19 protein-coding genes are annotated in these 19,138 nt (G+C 40.1%); 8 read left to right on the top strand and 11 right to left on the bottom strand.

All coding sequences use genetic code 11. From position 1 onward, the window contains the following. Positions 1-187 precede the first annotated feature (187 nt). Positions 188-2,086, top strand: coding sequence for an isoprenylcysteine carboxylmethyltransferase family protein (locus tag Q1A31_RS12440; protein ID WP_299876916.1), 1,899 nt, complete (start codon positions 188-190; stop codon positions 2,084-2,086). A gap of 188 nt (positions 2,087-2,274) precedes the next feature. Continuing rightward, on the top strand, positions 2,275-3,474 hold the full coding sequence (locus Q1A31_RS12435; protein ID WP_299876913.1) for a cystathionine gamma-synthase family protein: 1,200 nt from the start codon (positions 2,275-2,277) through the stop codon (positions 3,472-3,474). A gap of 113 nt (positions 3,475-3,587) precedes the next feature. Here the strand turns inward: Q1A31_RS12435 and Q1A31_RS12430 are convergent, their stop codons facing one another. Then, the gene (locus Q1A31_RS12430) at positions 3,588-4,415 is read right to left on the bottom strand and encodes a hypothetical protein (protein ID WP_299876910.1); all 828 of its coding nucleotides are present in this window, start codon (positions 4,413-4,415) and stop codon (positions 3,588-3,590) included. Between the two features lie 184 nt (positions 4,416-4,599). Here Q1A31_RS12430 and Q1A31_RS12425 point away from each other — a divergent pair, with 184 nt between their 5' ends. Beyond that, positions 4,600-5,307 carry a DUF4124 domain-containing protein gene (locus tag Q1A31_RS12425; RefSeq protein WP_299876907.1) on the top strand — a complete coding sequence of 236 codons (708 nt, stop codon included), beginning with the start codon at positions 4,600-4,602 and terminating at the stop codon, positions 5,305-5,307. 20 nt (positions 5,308-5,327) lie between these two features. Here the strand turns inward: Q1A31_RS12425 and Q1A31_RS12420 are convergent, their stop codons facing one another. The 4 genes from Q1A31_RS12420 to hemP form a co-directional block, all read right to left on the bottom strand. Further along, positions 5,328-5,972, bottom strand: coding sequence for a hypothetical protein (locus tag Q1A31_RS12420; RefSeq protein WP_299876904.1), 645 nt, complete (start codon positions 5,970-5,972; stop codon positions 5,328-5,330). Between the two features lie 341 nt (positions 5,973-6,313). Continuing rightward, positions 6,314-6,685, bottom strand: coding sequence for a TusE/DsrC/DsvC family sulfur relay protein (locus tag Q1A31_RS12415; RefSeq protein WP_299876901.1), 372 nt, complete (start codon positions 6,683-6,685; stop codon positions 6,314-6,316). A 138-nt stretch (positions 6,686-6,823) separates the two neighbouring features. Continuing rightward, the gene (locus Q1A31_RS12410; protein ID WP_299876898.1) at positions 6,824-7,138 is read right to left on the bottom strand and encodes a hypothetical protein; all 315 of its coding nucleotides are present in this window, start codon (positions 7,136-7,138) and stop codon (positions 6,824-6,826) included. A gap of 218 nt (positions 7,139-7,356) precedes the next feature. Next, entirely contained in the window at positions 7,357-7,479 is a 123-nt protein-coding gene (hemP, locus tag Q1A31_RS20995; RefSeq protein ID WP_366943019.1) for a hemin uptake protein HemP, read from the bottom strand. A gap of 197 nt (positions 7,480-7,676) precedes the next feature. Between hemP and Q1A31_RS12405 the strand changes: the two genes are divergently transcribed. Both Q1A31_RS12405 and Q1A31_RS12400 read left to right on the top strand, forming a co-directional pair. Continuing rightward, the gene (locus Q1A31_RS12405; protein ID WP_299876895.1) at positions 7,677-7,931 is read left to right on the top strand and encodes a hypothetical protein; all 255 of its coding nucleotides are present in this window, start codon (positions 7,677-7,679) and stop codon (positions 7,929-7,931) included. Between the two features lie 184 nt (positions 7,932-8,115). Beyond that, a complete protein-coding gene (locus tag Q1A31_RS12400; protein WP_299876892.1) occupies positions 8,116-8,637 on the top strand; it encodes a DUF2799 domain-containing protein in 522 nt (173 codons plus the stop codon). 3 nt (positions 8,638-8,640) lie between these two features. On the opposite strand, the gene Q1A31_RS12395 is transcribed toward Q1A31_RS12400, so the two are convergent. Next, positions 8,641-9,195, bottom strand: coding sequence for a rhomboid family intramembrane serine protease (locus Q1A31_RS12395; protein WP_299876889.1), 555 nt, complete (start codon positions 9,193-9,195; stop codon positions 8,641-8,643). Between the two features lie 150 nt (positions 9,196-9,345). On the opposite strand from Q1A31_RS12395, the gene ggt reads away from it, so the two are divergent. Together ggt and pyrC are read left to right on the top strand one after the other, a co-directional pair. Next, complete coding sequence (gene ggt / locus Q1A31_RS12390) at positions 9,346-11,085, top strand: gamma-glutamyltransferase (protein WP_299876886.1); 1,740 nt, start codon at positions 9,346-9,348, stop codon at positions 11,083-11,085. Positions 11,086-11,257: 172 nt separating this feature from the next. Beyond that, the gene (gene pyrC / locus Q1A31_RS12385) at positions 11,258-12,334 is read left to right on the top strand and encodes a dihydroorotase (RefSeq protein WP_299876883.1); all 1,077 of its coding nucleotides are present in this window, start codon (positions 11,258-11,260) and stop codon (positions 12,332-12,334) included. A gap of 45 nt (positions 12,335-12,379) precedes the next feature. Here pyrC and Q1A31_RS12380 read toward each other — a convergent pair whose 3' ends face one another. Then, positions 12,380-13,405 carry a D-cysteine desulfhydrase family protein gene (locus Q1A31_RS12380; protein ID WP_299876880.1) on the bottom strand — a complete coding sequence of 342 codons (1,026 nt, stop codon included), beginning with the start codon at positions 13,403-13,405 and terminating at the stop codon, positions 12,380-12,382. Between the two features lie 184 nt (positions 13,406-13,589). On the opposite strand from Q1A31_RS12380, the gene Q1A31_RS12375 reads away from it, so the two are divergent. Continuing rightward, complete coding sequence (locus tag Q1A31_RS12375) at positions 13,590-14,609, top strand: peptidoglycan-binding protein (protein WP_299876877.1); 1,020 nt, start codon at positions 13,590-13,592, stop codon at positions 14,607-14,609. A gap of 104 nt (positions 14,610-14,713) precedes the next feature. Here Q1A31_RS12375 and Q1A31_RS12370 read toward each other — a convergent pair whose 3' ends face one another. From Q1A31_RS12370 to ycaO, 4 genes are all read right to left on the bottom strand, one after another. Further along, entirely contained in the window at positions 14,714-14,980 is a 267-nt protein-coding gene (locus tag Q1A31_RS12370) for a DUF1127 domain-containing protein (RefSeq protein ID WP_299876874.1), read from the bottom strand. A gap of 559 nt (positions 14,981-15,539) precedes the next feature. Beyond that, entirely contained in the window at positions 15,540-16,493 is a 954-nt protein-coding gene (gene gcvA / locus Q1A31_RS12365) for a transcriptional regulator GcvA (protein WP_299876871.1), read from the bottom strand. Between the two features lie 70 nt (positions 16,494-16,563). Further along, entirely contained in the window at positions 16,564-17,217 is a 654-nt protein-coding gene (locus tag Q1A31_RS12360) for a glutathione S-transferase (RefSeq protein ID WP_299876868.1), read from the bottom strand. Positions 17,218-17,395: 178 nt separating this feature from the next. Beyond that, a complete protein-coding gene (gene ycaO, locus Q1A31_RS12355) occupies positions 17,396-19,105 on the bottom strand; it encodes a 30S ribosomal protein S12 methylthiotransferase accessory factor YcaO (RefSeq protein WP_299876865.1) in 1,710 nt (569 codons plus the stop codon). Positions 19,106-19,138 lie beyond the last annotated feature (33 nt).

Here is a 19,138-nt window from a genome sequence, read left to right as displayed (position 1 = left end):
CCTGAGTAGGTTCTTGAGGCTAGAGCCTTGAACCTCTTCCACGTCCTAAGGACGTGGTTCTTATGTGTAATAGAATTACTGAATAGAAGCCACCTATTGAGATCCAAATATACCTCAAAAAAGTACCATAGTTTTTACTGAAAATAAGATATCCTTCAATATACTTAGTTTTATTGTCAAATTAATTATGGATTCCAATTGTGTTAAAATAACAGCCCCCCCTAGGCAGCCATCAGTTCCGGCAAAAAATCTAAATTTTTTGATAAGAAGAAGTTTTGAAATTGTTATGTTAATGGCTTTTTTTATTCTTTTGCTTAACCCTTTGAATAAAATCGGTTCACCCTATCAAACTGTAATTGAAACCAAAAATGAAAATTCTGCACAATGGGTTTTTTTTAAAGACACTTGGCTTCACCAAGCTGATGCTGGAGATAAGCTAGCATTTTACCGATTTAATTCAGAGTTTCAAAAACCCATTGGTGAAGTTGAAATAGTAGCTTTAAAAGATGGTGTATATAAAGCCAAAGTTATTCCATCAAGTTTCGTATTCCCAGTTGGCAACCAAGGCAGCGTAATATTTGAATCGGATAACCTGATCAAAATAAATCTAGGCACAAATCACAAAATACAAAAAAACCAACGAATTAATTTGTATAAAGATCAACAAAGAGTAGCATATGTAAAGATCACTAATGTGAGTCAAAATGAATCAACTGCAGAAGTTATCCAGTATGAACCTGGTATGGAAACACAAAACTTAATTGGGTTGCAAGCAAGTATCTACATCTATTCAAATGGCGTTTATTTAAACAATAATCCGTTGATTCGAGCTTTTCAGTGGTTTGTATTAATCATAGTTTTTAGTTTATGGTTAACTACTTTTTTTCCGTCCGGAAAAAATATTTGGCCAACTACTTCGAAAAAAGTTCGCCAAATAACCCATAAGATTTTCATCAACCAGAGATCAATTTGGCTGTTGTTATTTGGCCTACCATTTAGCTATGTAGTGGGCGAATTAATCTGGTATGTTGCTTGCCATCTATTCTGGGTCTACAACTACTACATTCTCTCAGTGACAGTACCACATTATCCTTCGATTGGTATTGTGCCTAGTCAGGTTATTCTTGCTGTTATTTATTATTTCATATTCTTCTACAAAAGAAAAAATCCCATTTATGCTATTTGGCAACATTTACAATATCAACCACAAAAGTTTTTTGGCTGTCCTAAAACTTTAAGGCCTTTCCTTATTTGGGGATTACATCTATTCGTATTTTGGGCATTTGCTTATACTCTGGGAAATGTTGTAACCGCAAATCTTCGCGCTATGATCAATATCGCTTGGGTTGATTTTCCTGCACAACCCGCCGTGATTACACCATTGCTTTTTGGCTGGTTAGAGTATATTTTTCCAAAATTTGCTAATACAAAAATGTTTTGGGACCATATGTATGAATTAATTAAACATATGCTCACTACACCTACGAAAGTAGTAGACGCTCAATCTGTTTTTTCATTAATTAGATTAAGCCTCTGGTCACTGACGATTACCACTTGTCTAGCATTATATAGTTACTCCGTTGTCAGTATATTGTGGAGCAGAAAAGAGATTCGAAATATTGATTTTACTTTTACAGGCTGGATTATTACTGCTATTTGTTATGGACCATTATTAGGTGGTGTTCTATACCAAATTATTCCTCAAAGTTCTGGTAACGTACCAAGCTACAACGTAGATAGTTGGATGTGGTTGACTCTTATTTTTGAAGCGTTATTAAATCTACTCTATACTCTTTCCATATTTAATATGGGAAGAAAGTTTGGCGTTTTAGTTGATAAAGGTGTTGTACGAAACGGCTTCTATTCTGTCATTAGGCATCCCAGTTATCTCCTAGAGGCAATGATGTTTATTATGCTATCAAGCATAGCCTTGTCTGGCCCAATACAATGGATAGCTATTTCAGCTTTTCTATTGAAATACTGGTTACGTTCAGAACGAGAAGATCAATTTATGACTAGTTCTAATCCTGAGTTTTCTGAATACAAAAAACAAATACCTTGGAAGTTTATTCCAGGAATATATTAGGCCGGAAGAAAAGACCAAATTCACAAGCTACGAAAAAAACCACTCAAATCTCAAACCCTTTACAATCTCAAATTCATCAGTATGATGAACCCCATCAAGATAAAGGCTCTCGAAGCGCTGCCTTGAAATTAACTCGTATTTTTATACGTCTTTTTCTCAATCAGTTGCATCTACAAAAAGGAGCTTCAATGACTGACAAAACCACATCCAAACACACTCCCGGCCAATCTACCCTTAGCATCTGGGGCGGCGAACAAGAACACGAACTTTACGAACGCTCTACCCAGGTCCCTGTGGTTCACAGTGTTTCTTTCGCTTATAAAGATATCGATACGTGGCACAAAGTGGCGCTTGAAGAAGAGCCAGGGCATATCTATTCACGCAATACTAATCCTACGGTTCGTGCTTTTGAAGACAAAGTCAAAGAGCTTGAAAGCGCAGAAGCTGCAACCAGTTTCTCTAGCGGCATGGCGGCTATTAGTAATATCTTCGGGACTTTTTTACGCCCGGGCGATCGCGTTGTTTCTATCAAAGACAGTTACGGTGGAACGAATAAAATATTCACTGAGTTTTTACCGCCACTGAATGTCGATGTAACCCTTTGCGATACGATCAATTACGAAGAGATTGAAGCAGAAGTGGCTAAAGGCTGCACTATGCTATATCTGGAGACGCCAACTAATCCGACGGTAAAAATCATCGACATCAAACGATTAGCGGCTGCGGCTAAAAAGGTCGGCGCTTTGGTTGTTGTTGATAATACCTTTGCTACACCTATCAATCAGAACCCGTTACTACTCGGTGCCGATTTAGTCTTGCACTCTGCGTCTAAATACCTGGGTGGGCATGCTGATGCTTTGGGTGGCGTTGCATGTGGCAATAAAGATTTGATTAAGATGGTTTACCATTATCGCGAAATCAATGGCGCGACGCTTTCACCGATGGATGCTTATAGCTTTATTCGTGGTATGAAAACGCTTAGCTTACGTGTTCAGCGTCAAAACCAAAGTGCAATGACTATCGCAACCTGGTTAAAAGATCACCCTGCAGTTGAGCATGTGAACTACCCGGGACTTGAATCTCATCCGCATCACGATGTAGCCAAAGCACAAATGAAGGGCTACGGCGGCATGCTGAGCTTCTCTGTTAAAGGCGGATTAGATGCAATCAAAATCTTTTTGCCTAAACTGAAATACGCGCACATGGCTGCTAACTTAGGTTGTGTTGAAACGGTTGTTGGCCCACCAGTAACGACTAGTCACGTAGAATGTACTGCAGAAGAACGTGCGGCGGCTGGAATCCCTGAAGGTTTGGTTAGATATTCAACGGGTATTGAAGATGTTGAAGATTTACTGGCTGATTTGGAACAGGCTTTGAGTTACCTATAACGCGTTTCGTTTATTGTTGAAACGCTTATCCACCCCCCTACTTATAGCGGCTTTTTTAGAGTTCTTAACAAAAGATCTGTAAAAAAGGCCTATAAGTAGGGGGGTGTGATTTACTATCTATATAAAGACATCGTTTCATTCACATACTTATCTACTTTTCTCTTTACTTCTGCTTTCGAAAATCCTGAATTATTAAACATTTTTTCGTAATACTTTCTTGTGGCTCTTTCTCTTTCTGCATTACTTGAGTACTGTTTTTCCTTAGGTTCTTTATAGGTAATAGTACTGGCTAGTTTATCTTCATTTGCTTTATCGGCTCTATACGTTGATCTTTGTTGATAGTCTTGCTTTGGGAGTTTTACTATTCTGAGTTCTTTCTCTGCTTTATTGCCAGAACAATCATTCGAGTAATACGTTTCTCCAGAAGAACGTTTACACTTCATCACGCGGGATTTAGCTTTTTGCCCTTTCTTACGCAGCATTTTAGTTTCTTCTTTTTTAGCTAAATAAGCAGCGTTTTTTGCATCTCTTTCAGCGACTTTTTTGCGTGTACTCGCATAAGCAATTTCATGCTGGGTTTCATGATATTCATTTAAATCTTGCTGATATTGATTTTTATATTCTACGTAGGCGTCACGTTGTGCATTTTGCTGCATCATCATTTTATTACTAAAGTCGTTGTAATTTTTATAGGCAATATCATCGACAACGTAAGGTGGCTTATATTTCTTTTTATTGGATTTTTTATCAGGGAACATATCACAAGGTGGCAGTCCGCCACGGATCATCCCATTAACTGGAACTGCACATTTAATCTCTACTGTTTTAATAAGACTTTCTGATTTTTCTATTGCTGCTTGATCACCAGAGCCACTCACGTTAGCTTTTAAGATAAATAAGAATACCGCTGATAGAGTGATGGTGATTAGAATGGCTTTCATTGGCGAACCTTGTTTTTATAATTTTTATATGGCGATTGGTATCCATTGTATAGCAAGCTTAACTGGAATGATAAGCCAAGAGATAAACGGGAAATCATGGGGTTACGTTAATCGGAATTATCGCTGGGATTGTTTTTTTTGAACTATGATCTCTAATCAAAAAATATCAAACGAATGAATAATCATGATGAAACCATCACTTACCCTTCTGCTCTTTTTATCCTTAATGAGCATAGCTTTTACAGCCCAGGCTAAAATATATCAGTGGACTGATAGCAACGGTCAAAAGCACTTTAGTCAGACACCACCACCCAAGGTACAGGGCAAAAAAGCCCCAAAGGTGGAAATTAGAAAAGAAAAATTCAAGGTCAATAGAGGTGTTAAGAAAACCAAAAATGGTTCGTTTTGCGGTGAGATTAGCTTGCCTGTCAGCGATGATCCGGTGATCCAGTTAGCGAATGTGGAATACCGACAAAAACACTGGTTAGAAGATATCCAACGACAACAGAAACGTTTGAGAAAATTCTTTGACGAACAATATGAATTCGATAGCAATCCCAATATGAGTGGCGACAATAGTGGCATTATAAAACGAACTGAGCAGAACCTTGAAGATCTAGAATGTGCCCATAGCTGGTCAAAACGTGAAACGGCACGTTTGTTTACTGTGCGAAAAGACACCGAAGAAAAGCTAGAAGCAATACGTGAAGAATACGCTGAGATTAAAAACCGCTGTGGTGAGAAGCCAGATATTCAAGGCTGGACCAATGATAAAGAAGCAATCGAATGGGCGAAATGCGAATCTAACTCTTCAGGAATAAGTAAGCACAATAAAAAACTCAGAGAATTAAAAGCGATGGAGAGCAAAGCTTCTATCCTCAACAGCGAATAGGATTGAGCAAGCCTTTGGCTTTAAGCGCCTTGATATTTACATTTGTAGTTTAAGGCGTTTTTATACCGCTTCTTTTTATCGATAGTGGCGTTCATTTCGCATTTGAAGCCATCTTCCAGCCAATTCCATTCTATTTCTTTGGCGCCTAAGGCTTTTACTTTTGATGATTTATTTTTCAAACCTATTCGGGTTGCGTGAAAATTTACATCCATCAGTGACAGGTCAAACGCTTTCTCTGCTCGGGCTAATTCAAATTCGCTTAACTTGGCTGCCTTTTGCTTGCTGCGGCGTGCATTGTATTCAATTTCAATTCCGCGAGTTGAGTTCGGATTGATAGTTACCCATAAATATTGCTCCCAAACTGCACTCTTTTCAGTAAGCCTATACGCATTACTTCTTTTTTTCCTATTCAGATAATCTTCTTTTAATGTCTTAAGATTTTCATTGGCAAAACCATTACGAAGAATATTACTCATGCCATCAGACACGGTTTTAATCTCATACATAGAGACTTTTGCCTTGCTTGTACCTTGCTGCTGTTTGCTTTTTGGTAGTGTTGATATATCTTTTTTTGCTGTGCCTTTGGGGCAAGGAGTGGCCAAATACTCAATCGATCCACTGGAATTTTTACATTTATAAATAGCTGCCTGGGAATGTTGACCCATTAGGATTATGGATAAAGTAAGTAGGAATTTTATAGTTATTTTATTCATTAGTAATATTTTTGATTATTTTATAGTAGCTAGTTATTTTATATTAACAACAAGAATTATTCAGTTTGAATGGGTTTTGAGGATTTATAAACAGACTTAGAATAAGTGTTGGGATTTATCTCGTTTGAAAAACTGCCTAAAAGATGGGGGGTGTCTTTATTATTCTTCTCTTCACTTCCTTATCCACATTTCTGTTGTTTATAAAGTTTAGAAGTATTCCAGAAACAAAAATGGTCAGGAAATCCTGACCATTTTCTATTAAACATTATTTACGAGTTTTCGCTTCTATTTTGCTACCAGCGCGTTCCAAAACTTTTATCTGTTTCATTTCTAAGGTTTGGTAAATCAACCAATTCATGAATCGTATTTATTGGACCTTTTGGAAATAGTTGATAAAGGTATTTACGCCCACCCTGCGCTGCATATTCTTCTTGCATGATGTCTGCGAGCTTTCTTGCATTCTTACAATCATCACAGATTTCGTAGAAATCCATCACAAAATTAATCACTTCCCACTGCTGTTCATTCAAGTTTAGCCCAAGCTCATGTGCTTTCAGGTTTATGCTCGCATAGACTTTATCAGTTTTAAGCACTGGCAATGCTGGCTTGAATACGGGTAATGCTTTTGGAAACATTTCATCCATCGTTACACCAGTAAACATCATAGTTTGACCCTCCTCAGAGTTCATTTTTATAGTTTGTATAGCTTACGGAGTACTAAGATTTACTTATTAGTACCCACAAAGTAATACTTTTTAATTAATGAGTCAAGCTGTAAGGGTTAATCATAATGTTAGGCAATGTTAAATCCACATTAAATCATTCGCTGGTTGAGAGGCTTTTCTGGATTTTAAAGAGCGACCTCTTTTCTTAAGTTCGTCTTTGATAGAATCGGCAAACTTGACGGTTAGTAAGGTTGAAATCAATTCTAATCGAGTGCTCTCATCTGTGGACTCAAAGTCTTCTACAGAAACTTCACCACTTTCGATCAACTGATTCACTTTATTCGCATTAAAAAATGCCATCAAATCACCATCATGTTTGTTGTGGATGGCTATATAAGGATTGCGGCAATCCAACCAGGCGTTTACGTAGATATTCATGGTTAAAAAATTCATATTCGTACCTTCTGTTAGTGAGTCTTTTATTACTTAGGTTGTTATGACTCTCGATAAATAGTAATTAGGTATTGAGAGCCATAAACATTCATTAAGAATAATTAAAAAGATCTGGCTAGTACGAAGGAGGAGGGATCGTATTGGCTTGATAAAAACAAGGGAGCAGGAACCACACCCCTTGTGCGCTACTTTGTGTTAATTTCGACTAAGGAATAAATCTATTTACTCGCAGTCTCCTTAGCGTTTTCGGCGGAGGTTAGTATCAGCTTTCCTCGGCGAGTAATTGTTAAAGAATATCGCTTATCTGCGTGTAAGATAATGGCCTGTTTTTCACCTTGCATAATGTCCTTTATACTTATTTCACGAGATTTTGATGTTTGCATCAGTATTTATTCTGTTTCTGTCATTCGTGATTAAATGATATTGATTCTCATTTGTGTTTGCAAGCGTTTTTTGCATTCAACATTGTAAAATTGTTAATTGCTTTATGCTCGAAGCACGTTTCTGAACTTAATTGTTTGATTACCAACTAAATAATATGAATGACTTTATCCTTTACTCAATTGTCGGCTCGGTAATACTCACTGTGTTACTGAATGCGTTGCCCCTGATATTCCCCAATGCATCGGATAAACTTCAGAAAAAGATCGAAGAAAACGCCCGGCGTAATATAGAGCAGCATCAAGATGATGATCAGCCCAGAGTAAAAGTTTTCTTCCCGTGGAAAGCGATGTTGATAGGCTCGATAGTTTTGACCGTTTTAGTTAATCTAGTCAGCTGGCTATCTCGATAATTATAGATTAAGAGACCTTTGCACGAGAGTATGGCGATAGAAAAATGACTGTAATTACTCAAATTTTTCGTAAAAATAAGATTAATAGCAGGGCTATTGATCGCATTTTCAGGGGAAATCTGGGAAATTTAAGCCAGTTTTATACGTCATATCTTTCGTGTAAAGGTCTCACCGAGGACATAATATGAAAAAGTTTACCCGCTCCTTATTTGTTGTTCTGATTTCAAGCTTACTAAGCGCTTGTGCCACCATGAGTCCTAAAGATTGCCAAGGCACTAACTGGCGCGATAAAGGATATAGCGATGCTTTAAAAGGTCGTGGAATTTGGCTTACCGGGCATACCAAAGCGTGTGCAAAAGTGGGCGTCGTACCGAATAAAAATGCGTATCTGGCGGGGCATCGTGCAGGTTCAAGAGTATTTTGTACCTTTGAAAATGGTGTAAATTTCGGCAGAAGTGGCGACATTCCCAGAGGCATTTGTACTGCTCCTGAATTACAACAACCGTTTTACACTGGCTACCGAGTAGGTCGCGATATTTACCTTGAACTAGAAGAGTTGAGAGAAAGAATGCTTGATCGACAGTTGTGGCTGGATAACCATCGTCGTCGCCATCATCATGATAGACGTGACAATCGTCGTGATGATCATCGCGGGGATCATAGCCACTCTCCAAATAAAACCAGAAGCAACAACACTAAAAACTAGTCGCTATCTCGTCTGTTTATCCGCTGGTATTAATATTGCAACCACGATACCTGCAACCGCACCACTAAAGTGCCCTGCCCAGCTGATGCCTTCCCGAAAACTGGCTAAGCCTAAAATGAGCCCACCATAGAGAAGCAATGTAATTCCTGCAATGATGATCGTTTGCGTGGTTTTCTGGCGAATCGCTGTGGTAATTAAATACGTCCAGTACGCGAAGACTAACCCCGAAGCACCCACCACAATGCTGGAACTTAATAGCCACGTTAATAAACCACTGAGCAATATCATAGCAACGGTTGAACCAATAAATAAATGTCGTCCAAAACTTCGTAACAGCACGCCCAATGCAAACAATGGAAATATATTACTGAATAGATGACCAAAACCACCGTGTAAAAAGGGAGACAAGGGAATACCAAACAACCCCAGTAATGAACGAGGATGAATACCAAAGCGATTGAAATCGATAGGGATAATAAAATCGATAAGATAAGCGATGATGACTGCGCCTGTGAGCAATGCAGGCTCGGTCATGAACTGTTTTAGTTTATATACCATAACGCCATTATAGGGAAATTCAGAAAAAAGTACCTATAAGTAGGGGGGTGGCTTTATACGAATATCTTACGATATTTGTATAAAAAAACGCCTGCCAAAATATCATCTTGAACTAAGCTTAAAGTTCTAATAATTATTCCCAAGACTGATATGAAAAAAACACGAATCCTGCTTTTCACACTCATTAGTTTTTCTCTTTTAACGAGTAATCTCTCTGCTAAAGAAGCGCGTTATCCAGAATTTGGTAATGGTCGAATCCCTCAGGTACTGGCTAAAGCCAATGAATACATGGTCTCGTCAGCGAATCCTTATGCGACAGAAGCGGGCTTACGTATTCTGGAAAAAGGCGGCAGTGCGATTGATGCAGCTATTACGGTGCAACTGGTGCTGAATCTGGTTGAGCCAGAATCTAGTGGTATTGGTGGCGGTGCATTTTCATTGTATTGGGACAATGAGAATAAAAAACTATCCAGTTACGATGGTCGTGAAAAAGCGCCCATGCTAGCCACTGAAAAACTCTTTCAGGAAGATGGAAAAAATATGAATTGGTGGGAAGCACTCGCTGGCGGTAGAGCCGTTGGTGTTCCCGGTGTTGTTGCAATGCTGGAAAAAGTACATAAACAACACGGTAAACTTCCGTGGGCTGATTTATTTGAAGATGCGATTAAACTCGCCGAAGAAGGCTTCGAGATTTCACCAAAGTTAGGTCAGTCAATTCTGAATAAAACCAATCCTGCACTGGGTCGATACGAAGAAACTTGGCGCTATTTCTTCCCCAATGGCAAACCACTTGCCGCAGGCACTATTAAGAAAAATCCGCAGTTTGCGATGACACTTAGACGCATTGCGTTACTGGGCGCGAAAGGTTTTTACAAAGGACAAATAGCGATGGATATCGTGACTGCTGTAAACGCTGCGGTCGATAACCCGGGATTAATGACGGTTGCCGATATGGCGAACTACGAAGCTGTGGAACGTCCACCGGTGTGTGCTGATTACAAAGAATACAAGGTCTGCGGCATGGGCCCACCAACCTCTGGCGGTATGACGGTTATTCAGATTTTAAAACTACTGGAAGACAAAGATCTCGCGCAATATCAACCATTGTCGGTTGAGTCTGCGCATTTATTCGCACAAGCAGGCAAGCTCGCTTACGCTGACCGCGGCAAATACATGGCAGATGCTGATTTTGTGAATGTTCCTGTAGAAGGCTTAATCGACGAGGGTTATTTAAAAGAACGCGCCAAACTCATTGGCGAAAAAGATATGGGCAAAGCTGAAGCAGGTGTACCGCCCAATGCTGACGCTAACTGGAAGCAATCTAAATCACCCGAGCAACCCAGCACCACTCATTTCAGTATTGTCGATAAACTAGGCAATGGCTTTTCGATGACATCAAGTATCGAAATGGCATTTGGTTCTACGGTTATGGTTGATGGATTTTTGCTGAATAACCAGCTCACTGATTTCTCATTCAGCAATGAAAAAGATGGCAATAAGATTGCCAATCGCGTGCAACCGGGCAAGCGTCCACGCAGTTCTATGTCGCCGTTTATGGTATTCGATAAAGATGATCAGTTAGTAATGTTGATCGGTTCTCCGGGTGGCAGCCGTATCATCAATTATGTCGCTAAAACCATGTTAGGGGTGCTCGAATGGAATATGGATATTCAGGAAGCGATTAGCATGCCTCACTATGTAAACCGCAATGGTACAACCGACTTGGAACAGGACACCGATGCAGCAAGCCTGAAACAAGGACTTGAAGCAATTGGACATAAAGTATCGGTACGAGATTTAAATTCTGGCTTACACGGTATCGTGCGAACAGAAACTGGCTTAGAAGGCGGTGCTGATCCGCGTCGTGTGGGTAAAGCGCTTGGTAAATAGCCTCAATATTAACTCAACAAATATGTAAATAATTAACTGTCACCCCCCTACTTATAGCCACATTTTTAAACGTGACTATAAAAAAGTGCCTATAAGTAGAGGGGTGTCATAACACTCTCTTTAATTCCCCTCTTTTATTCCCGATTCGCATACTCTAGAATCGAATCATTAAATGGACATGGCAGAAGCCAACTCCACCCCTCAATTAGATAAATTCAGGAATAACATGATCATTACACGACCAGACGATTGGCACCTCCACGTTCGCGAAGGTACAGCATTAAAAAGCGTTGTTCCTGATACCGCCAAGCAATTCAAGCGCGCGATTATCATGCCGAACCTTGCGAACCCAGTCACAACCGTTGCGCACGCAAAAGCATACCGTGAAGAGATTTTAGCGGCGGTGCCTGATTCTGATTTCGAACCATTAATGACGTTGTACTTAACCGATAACACAACAGCCGAAACGATTCGCGAAGCCAAAGAAAGTGGTTTTATCCATGCACTGAAACTTTATCCTGCAGGTGCTACCACCAATTCAGACAAAGGCGTCAGCGATCTGAAAAATATTTATCCTGCGTTAGAAGCGATGCAGGAAGCCGGAATATTATTACTGGTACACGGTGAAGTGACCGACCCTGCGATTGATATATTCGATCGCGAACAGGTGTTTATAGATACCATTTTAAAACCGTTAATAGCTAAATTCCCAACGCTAAAAGTAGTACTGGAGCACATCACCACCAGTAACGCAGTGGAGTTTGTAAGTAGTGCCCCGGATAATATCGGTGCAACGATTACGGCGCATCACCTACTGATGAATCGTAATGATATTTTCACCGGAGGCATTCGTCCTCATCATTATTGCCTGCCTATTTTAAAACGCGAAACACATCGACAAGCCTTGGTAAAAGCAGCAATAAGTGGCAGCCCTAAATTTTTCCTCGGCACAGACAGCGCGCCCCACACACAATCTGCGAAAGAAACCGCCTGTGGCTGTGCAGGAATGTATACCGCATTACACGCGATGGAGCTTTATACAGAAGCGTTTGATAAAGCAGATGCCTTGGATAAACTAGAAGCATTTGCGAGTTTTTATGGCCCTGATTTTTATGGATTACCGAGAAACTCAGGCACCATAGAGCTGAGCAAAGAAACCTGGGAAGTCCCTGAATCACTTGCGATGGGAGACGAAAACCTCATACCATTACGTGCTGGTGAACACTGTCACTGGAAGCTTATTTCGTAAAAACCATTACGAAATAACTGCTTGCCCCCTAGTTATAGACCTTTTTTAAAATATAGAGTTGTAAGCGAAAAGAGCGGGGGTGCCGCCAGTGTGAATAATCACAATATCATCGCCTTGTTGAAAACGACCTTGCTCAATTAAGCCAAACGCGCAGGCGAAAGCTTTTCCTGAATACACGGGATCAGACAATAAACCTTCGTTATGCGCCAACAGTTGAATGGCATTTTTGGTTTGATCTGTAATTTTGCCGTAGCCTCCATCGAGGCAAAAATCCTCAACAAGCACATCGGCATCATCGATCAAGGTTTTTAAATCGCCGTTAGTGTCTAATAAATTATTGCAAAGATATTGCGCGCATTGATGGACTCGAGCCTTCTGCTGTACTGCGTCTCGTCGCACGCAGGCGCCAATCACTGGTACTTGGTTATCTACCAATCTCAACCCCGTTAATAAACCTGTATGCGTATATGAACTTCCGGATGCAACAATCATTGCTGCGGGATTTAGGTTTTGCTCTTTAAATTGCTGATCTAGCTCAAAGGCAGCAGCAACATAGCCTAATGCACCTTTAGGCTTTTCAGAAAGAGTCAGTGGAATGATATAAGGCTTCTTGCCTCGATTCACCAATGAATCTGCAATTTCTTTTAGCTGTCTGTCCGCGCCTTCTTCATCTTCACCGTCAGGATAATGATGTAAGGTTGCGCCATACACTTTGTATAAAGTGACATTGCCAGAATTGTGATACTCAGCAGGCTTATCAGGCACTCTATCTTCTAGTTGAAGATGACAATCCATTCCACATTTACGCGCAAAAGCTGCGGCCATACGCATATAGTTTGATTGTACGGCACCTGTAATTAATATCGTGTCGCAACCTTGGGCCAGCGCTTCACCAAAATAAAATTCTAGCTGACGGGCTTTATTTCCACCCATTCCCAGGCCCGTACAATCATCACGTTTTACGTATAAATTGTAATCTCCAAAGTGTTTACTCAAATTAGGCATGTGCTCTAAAGGCGTTGGCGCATGGACGATTTGTTTACGTGGGAATTTGTCTAATATGTTATTCATGCCTAATGATAGTTTGATTTCTAAACATTATATAAAAAAGTATTGAAAAGTGAGCTTGTGACTTTTGTCACAAGATTTTCTCAATACTTGATTTACACTTTACGATCAACACTAACAATTCCAACAGCATTTGTTATGCCATATTGTTAAAAAATACAGGTCTCATGACCTAAAGCGAGGAAACATGCCAACGTATAATCCTTCTTTTGTTATGCAGCAGTATCTACATGCTGCTAATTCACCCTTTCTCGACAAAGTTGTGTTCACCATCGACCATTTACACGAAGGTGGCCCGGGAATTTACAGCACCTTCGATGTTGTGAAACATTTAGTGAGTAAACAGATACCGGTTACTATTTTTATCCAATGTTCTGATCCGCTCAATTTTTGTCCTGCCGAAAAAAGAATTGCGCAAAGTATTTACGATCTTGATCATAATCTTGTGTCACTTGGCGCGCATGCACTTACCCGTGGCAATAGTCAGGCGAATCAAAGTAATAATCTGGATAAGATTAAAGATGTGATCGCGGATATCACTGGAGCTGAGCCCAGAATAATGTCCTATCATGGCAGTAATGCGGGGCCAGAGAATGGCATTAGCTATTCGGGCATTATTTATGCAAGAGGCATTATCAGCACGTGGTCTGACGCGTCAGCAGATAATCCGCTAAATACGCCGGTAATGAATATCAATTCGGTGAATGCGGCGTATGATTTTATCCAGCAACGCAATGCAGCCAATTTATCCGCAGCTTTGTTTGTGCATTCTGTTGAATTAACCAGCGGCTCTATTAAAAAAACAACGTTTGATACGATAGTCGCTGATGTGGTGGGGCGAAGGCTTCAAGCATTGCCTTATTTATCCGCAATGCAAACCGATTTCACGGGAGCTGCGCCAAACCCTGGCCCTACTCCACCGATTGAACCTACACCGGGAGCACCTTGTGCTTTAAGGCATTTTAGAAACAATACGATTTCTCAATATTTAAGAATCAATAGACGCGATGGCGTAAACGGCGTATTTCAGGTAGCTGAATTACAACGATTTCTTAATGAGTTGGGCTTGGGAGCTGGAACAGCGGATGGGATTTTTGGATCAAACACGAAACTTGCGGTAATCAGTTATCAGATTATTAAAGGACTGACACCAGATGGAATTGTTGGCGCGAATACGAGAGCATCAATAAATGCCTATTGCGACTAACGATCAAGAATATTTTGGAGCTTAGTTGTTAGACAATAGTTATAGGCAAAAAAAAACCGCGAAGCAACACAATGCCCCGCGGCTCAAGGAGGAGTCGGTTTTAGTTATGCCGCTTTTGGCGTTTTCGACATAACTGTTGTTTGGTCTACTGATGATGTCGCTGGCTTAATTTGCGATACATTATCAGGAATTACTTTTGCAATTTCTGTGCGCCATGGATAGCCACTTGCACCAAGTTTCAAAAGCTCTCTTGAAATACCAAGGTCTTCTAGTTGCTCGTTAGAAAGCAAGTTTAATTCTTGTGCTGTTCGAGCATACCCAGATAACTTGAATGATTCATTGATACTTTTTAATACATTCTTGAAGCTCATCTCTATATACCTTTATCTTTTATTTATTGGTTTTTTGAATAAGAAAGGCTTTTTACCCTTCGACAATTGAATATTAGGGGTTTCGCATATTCTTCGCAAGCGACTTAAAATCAACGTACTGGTTAGTTTTAGTAACCAATTAGCTTGCTTTGACAAATTTTAGACAAAAAAAACCGCGAAACAACACAATGTTTCACGGTCCAAGGAGGAGATGGTATTAATTACGCAGTTAAAAAATATACTGCCTAATTGAAAATTTTGTTTACTGATTTAATATTAGGAGTCGAAAATAATTTTTCTTGATCTAATACATTCTCATCAGTTTGATCTTCTGAACAAGCTTGCTTGTCGTCCGATGAGTTAATATTAGAGTTCTGAAAGCTTTTCCACAAGAGACTTAAAATCAACCATATGGTTAGTTTTACTAACCCATAATTTTTATAGTAGATTTAATTACTGCTTTTTAGCTATTGTTCGAGAATGAACAAATGAAGATTCTACTGAAAATTAGTAGCTTACGAATATTGCGGATGACTATCTTAAATAGCAGTGAAAACGTTTAGATTATTTGATCGTTTTTGGCTTCTTCGATTATCCATTCGATAAAAGCATCCACCGCATGACGGTTAGAATCCATTGCTTCGGGTCGAATGACGTAATAAGAACGCTTCAACGGCAAACTTAAATCAAAGGGTTGGCAAAGCCGACCGGCTTCTATGTCGCTTCTAGCCAGTGTTTCAATACCCATTAGAACACCCTGACCATCGATGGCTGCATCCATTGCGAGTGATATATGATTAAAACGCAAGCCTCGATCTACTTTTACCCCGGTAACTCCTGCGTGTTTCAACCAGGCTTCCCATTCGGGACGGCCTTTATAGTCGGTATTATCGTGTAACAGCGTATGGTATTTAAGGTCTTCCGGAGTTTTCAGTGGCTTTTCAGGATTATTTAACAACTCAGGACTACACAATGGTATCGCTTTAACTGAGAAGAGTTTATGCACTACACAACCGGCATAATTTCCTGAGCCAAATCGTATCGCCACATCCACATTATTCGAGCGGAATACTTCTTCCATAGACACATTGCCGTGTTCTGCTGTGTCGACCAAACCGGTATTTCCACTAATCTGCATATCAATTTCTGGGTACTTCAAGGAGAAACTATGCAAACGAGGCACTAACCATTTCGATGCAAATGAGGGTGCCATCCAAACATTGATATTCTCATTCGACTGGTGAGAACTCATCAGATGCACTGCATCCGATAGATTATTAAAGCCTTCACGAAGCTTTGGTAATGCCGCCTCAGCCGCTGGCGTCAAAGAAATAGATCGGGTTTGACGTTTTATTAACTGAAAGCCCAGATAGTCTTCAAGGTTTTTAATTTGGTGACTTACCGCTGCTCTAGTAACGTACAGCTCATTCGCTGCTTTAGTAAAGCTTTTAAGACGGGCTACTGCCTCGAAGGTTCTTAAAGCGTTTAAAGGTGGGAGGTGCGGTGTCGGCATGAATTACTAATAATGAATTAATTCAATGGAGTATAGGACACCCCCCTACTTTCAACCACTTTTTATACGATTAAACTTCATCTGAAGTGATGATTTGCGTTTCCTGTTTACCGTCAGCGATCCAATCTTGCATATGCTGATTGTTCAATATGAAGTCTGCGTACTCTGCGGCAAACCCTGAAAGCTTTACATCATAACCGATTAAGCGCATCACGACTGGCGCATACATCGCATCAACGCCACTAAATTCCCCCATTAACCATGGGCCTTTTACGCTGGCATGTTGTTTACAATAATCCCATAACGCAAAAATACGCTGAATGTCCGCTTTGACATCGTCATCGATTGGATAATCAGGAAAGTGTTTTCTAAGATTCATTGGCAATGCATTTCTTATTGCCATAAAACTCGAATGCATTTCTGCAGCAGCTGATCTTGCAATTGCTCTGGCTTTCAGATCTGCAGGCCAGCCATTTTTCTCTGGAAATTTATCCGCTGCATATTCAATGATTGCCAGGGTATCCCAGACTTGTAGATCCTCATCAAGCAACACAGGCACTTTATCGTTAGAAAAATAGGGACTTAGAATTTCATTGGTATCATCTTCAAACAGAAATACCATTTTTTCTTTGAATTCGATATCCAGGTTCTTTAAGAAAAACCACGGACGCAAAGACCATGTGGAATAATTTTTATTACCGATGACTAGTTCTAAGTCGCTCATTTTCATACCCCTTCTATCTACTAAGTATTGCATTAAATAATGTATTTAGTGCTGAGAAATGACTTTACCAATAATGAACAAGGTTGGGTATTCACTCTTTCTGATTGAAGTGTTCGTAATAGATGATCACAAAAACACACGAAAAAAGCCCTAAAAGTAGGGGGGTGTGTTTTAACACTTAATCAACATGCACCTTGCGATAAGCTTCAATCAATAAATCATGCATTTTCCAGTCACTATGCAAAGGAAAGATATCTTCACCATCAATCAAGGCTAGCGCATCATTCATCACCGCTTTACCGTAAAGTTTGGCTAATGAATCTGCATAATTAACCATTCCGTCTAATTGCAATAAGGTATTGATGCATTGGTAAACTTTTAAACGCCTCGGATTAATCTGTTTGTAGTGCAGCAACCATTCACAACCTTCCTGGATACGCTCGTTATCCTGAACTTTGAGAGCCAGCAATGTAATTAGTTCTGCCAAACGCAGGTCTGCGAAAATACTGCCTTCATCAGGTGGCAGACCCAGCAATGCTGCTACAGAGTGATGATCATCCAGATTCAAATCTTCGATTTCTTCTATTAGTGCTTCACACTCTGCTGCTGTTTTATTTTGTTTCAGAATGGCATTACGAACTTCGATTCCGGCATTATTATTTTCCCAGACCAGATCTTCTGCCTGATATATTTCAGACATACCCGGCACCAGGATACGGCAGCTATACATACCTAACTGTTGGAAATCAGCGATATAAATATCGTTACCTTCCTGATGAACACGATCGCAAAGATCTTCAAATTCTTTTGCTGTGTTGCTACTATCATCAGCGTTTTGATGAATCCCCCAATCAACAAATTCATAATCTGGCTTATTCTGCAAAAAATTCCAACTCATAATTCCGCTGGAATCGATAAAGTGTGTTTCTAAATTTTGTGGACTCGCGACTTCATCCATATCAAAACCCGCTTCAGCAAAACCATTTAGCTTATCTAATCCACGCCCTTGAAGTAGCTCGGTTAAAGCACACTCTAATGCCACTTCGAATAGTGGATGCGCACCAAAACTGGCAACCACTCCCTGATCTTCAGGGTTTAGCAGTGTCACAGCTATCACTGGGTATTTACCGCCCAAGGAGGCATCTTGGACCAGAAGCGGATAACCAGCCTGCTCCATTTCCTTGATAGTTTCTTGTATGTCTGGATATCGGGCAATTACGCTACTGGGAATATCAGGAAGTGAAATCCCTTCAGCAATAATTTTAAATTTCACAAAACGTTCGAATATTTCAGATAATGCCTGCACTCTGGCTTCTTCTGGCGTATTTCCCGAAGACATGCCATTACTGACATAAAGATTGTCGATGATATTTAGAGGAAAATAGACCGGCTCTTGCGTGCTTTGACAAACATAAGGCAGACAACACAGCCCTCTTTCAGGATTGGCTGAATTTGCATCAATCAGCTTATTTGCCTGTAACTCACCATCTGGATTGTAAAAGTCTTGTAGCTCATCGTTAAGCACACCTTCTGGCCACGAACCATGACTATTAGTGTCGAACCATTTTTCCTGTTTATAGTGCACAAATTTGCTATTAGCAATTTCATCCCCAAGATAGAAGTCTGCCCAAAAATAATGGGTTGAAAGGCGTTCGAAGAACTCCCCCAAGGCACTGGCTAATGCTGCTTTTTTAGAAGTGCCTTTGCCATTGCTAAATAACAATGGACAATCCCGCTCGCGAATATCTACAGACCAGATATTAGCAACAGGATGCAACCAGGATTGTTCGGTAATATGAAAGTCTAACGCTTCCAGCTTTTTCTGCATGGAAGCAATAGAATCTTCTAGTGCAGCATCTTTACCTGGTATATGGGTTTGCGAGGGCATGGTTTTTGGTCTACTTTTAATTTGGACTTTTTT

The sequence above is a fragment of the uncultured Cocleimonas sp. genome (genome assembly GCF_947495625.1).
Classification (GTDB): Bacteria; Pseudomonadota; Gammaproteobacteria; order Thiotrichales; family Thiotrichaceae; genus Cocleimonas.
This window is presented reverse-complemented; position numbering and strand designations above follow the sequence as displayed.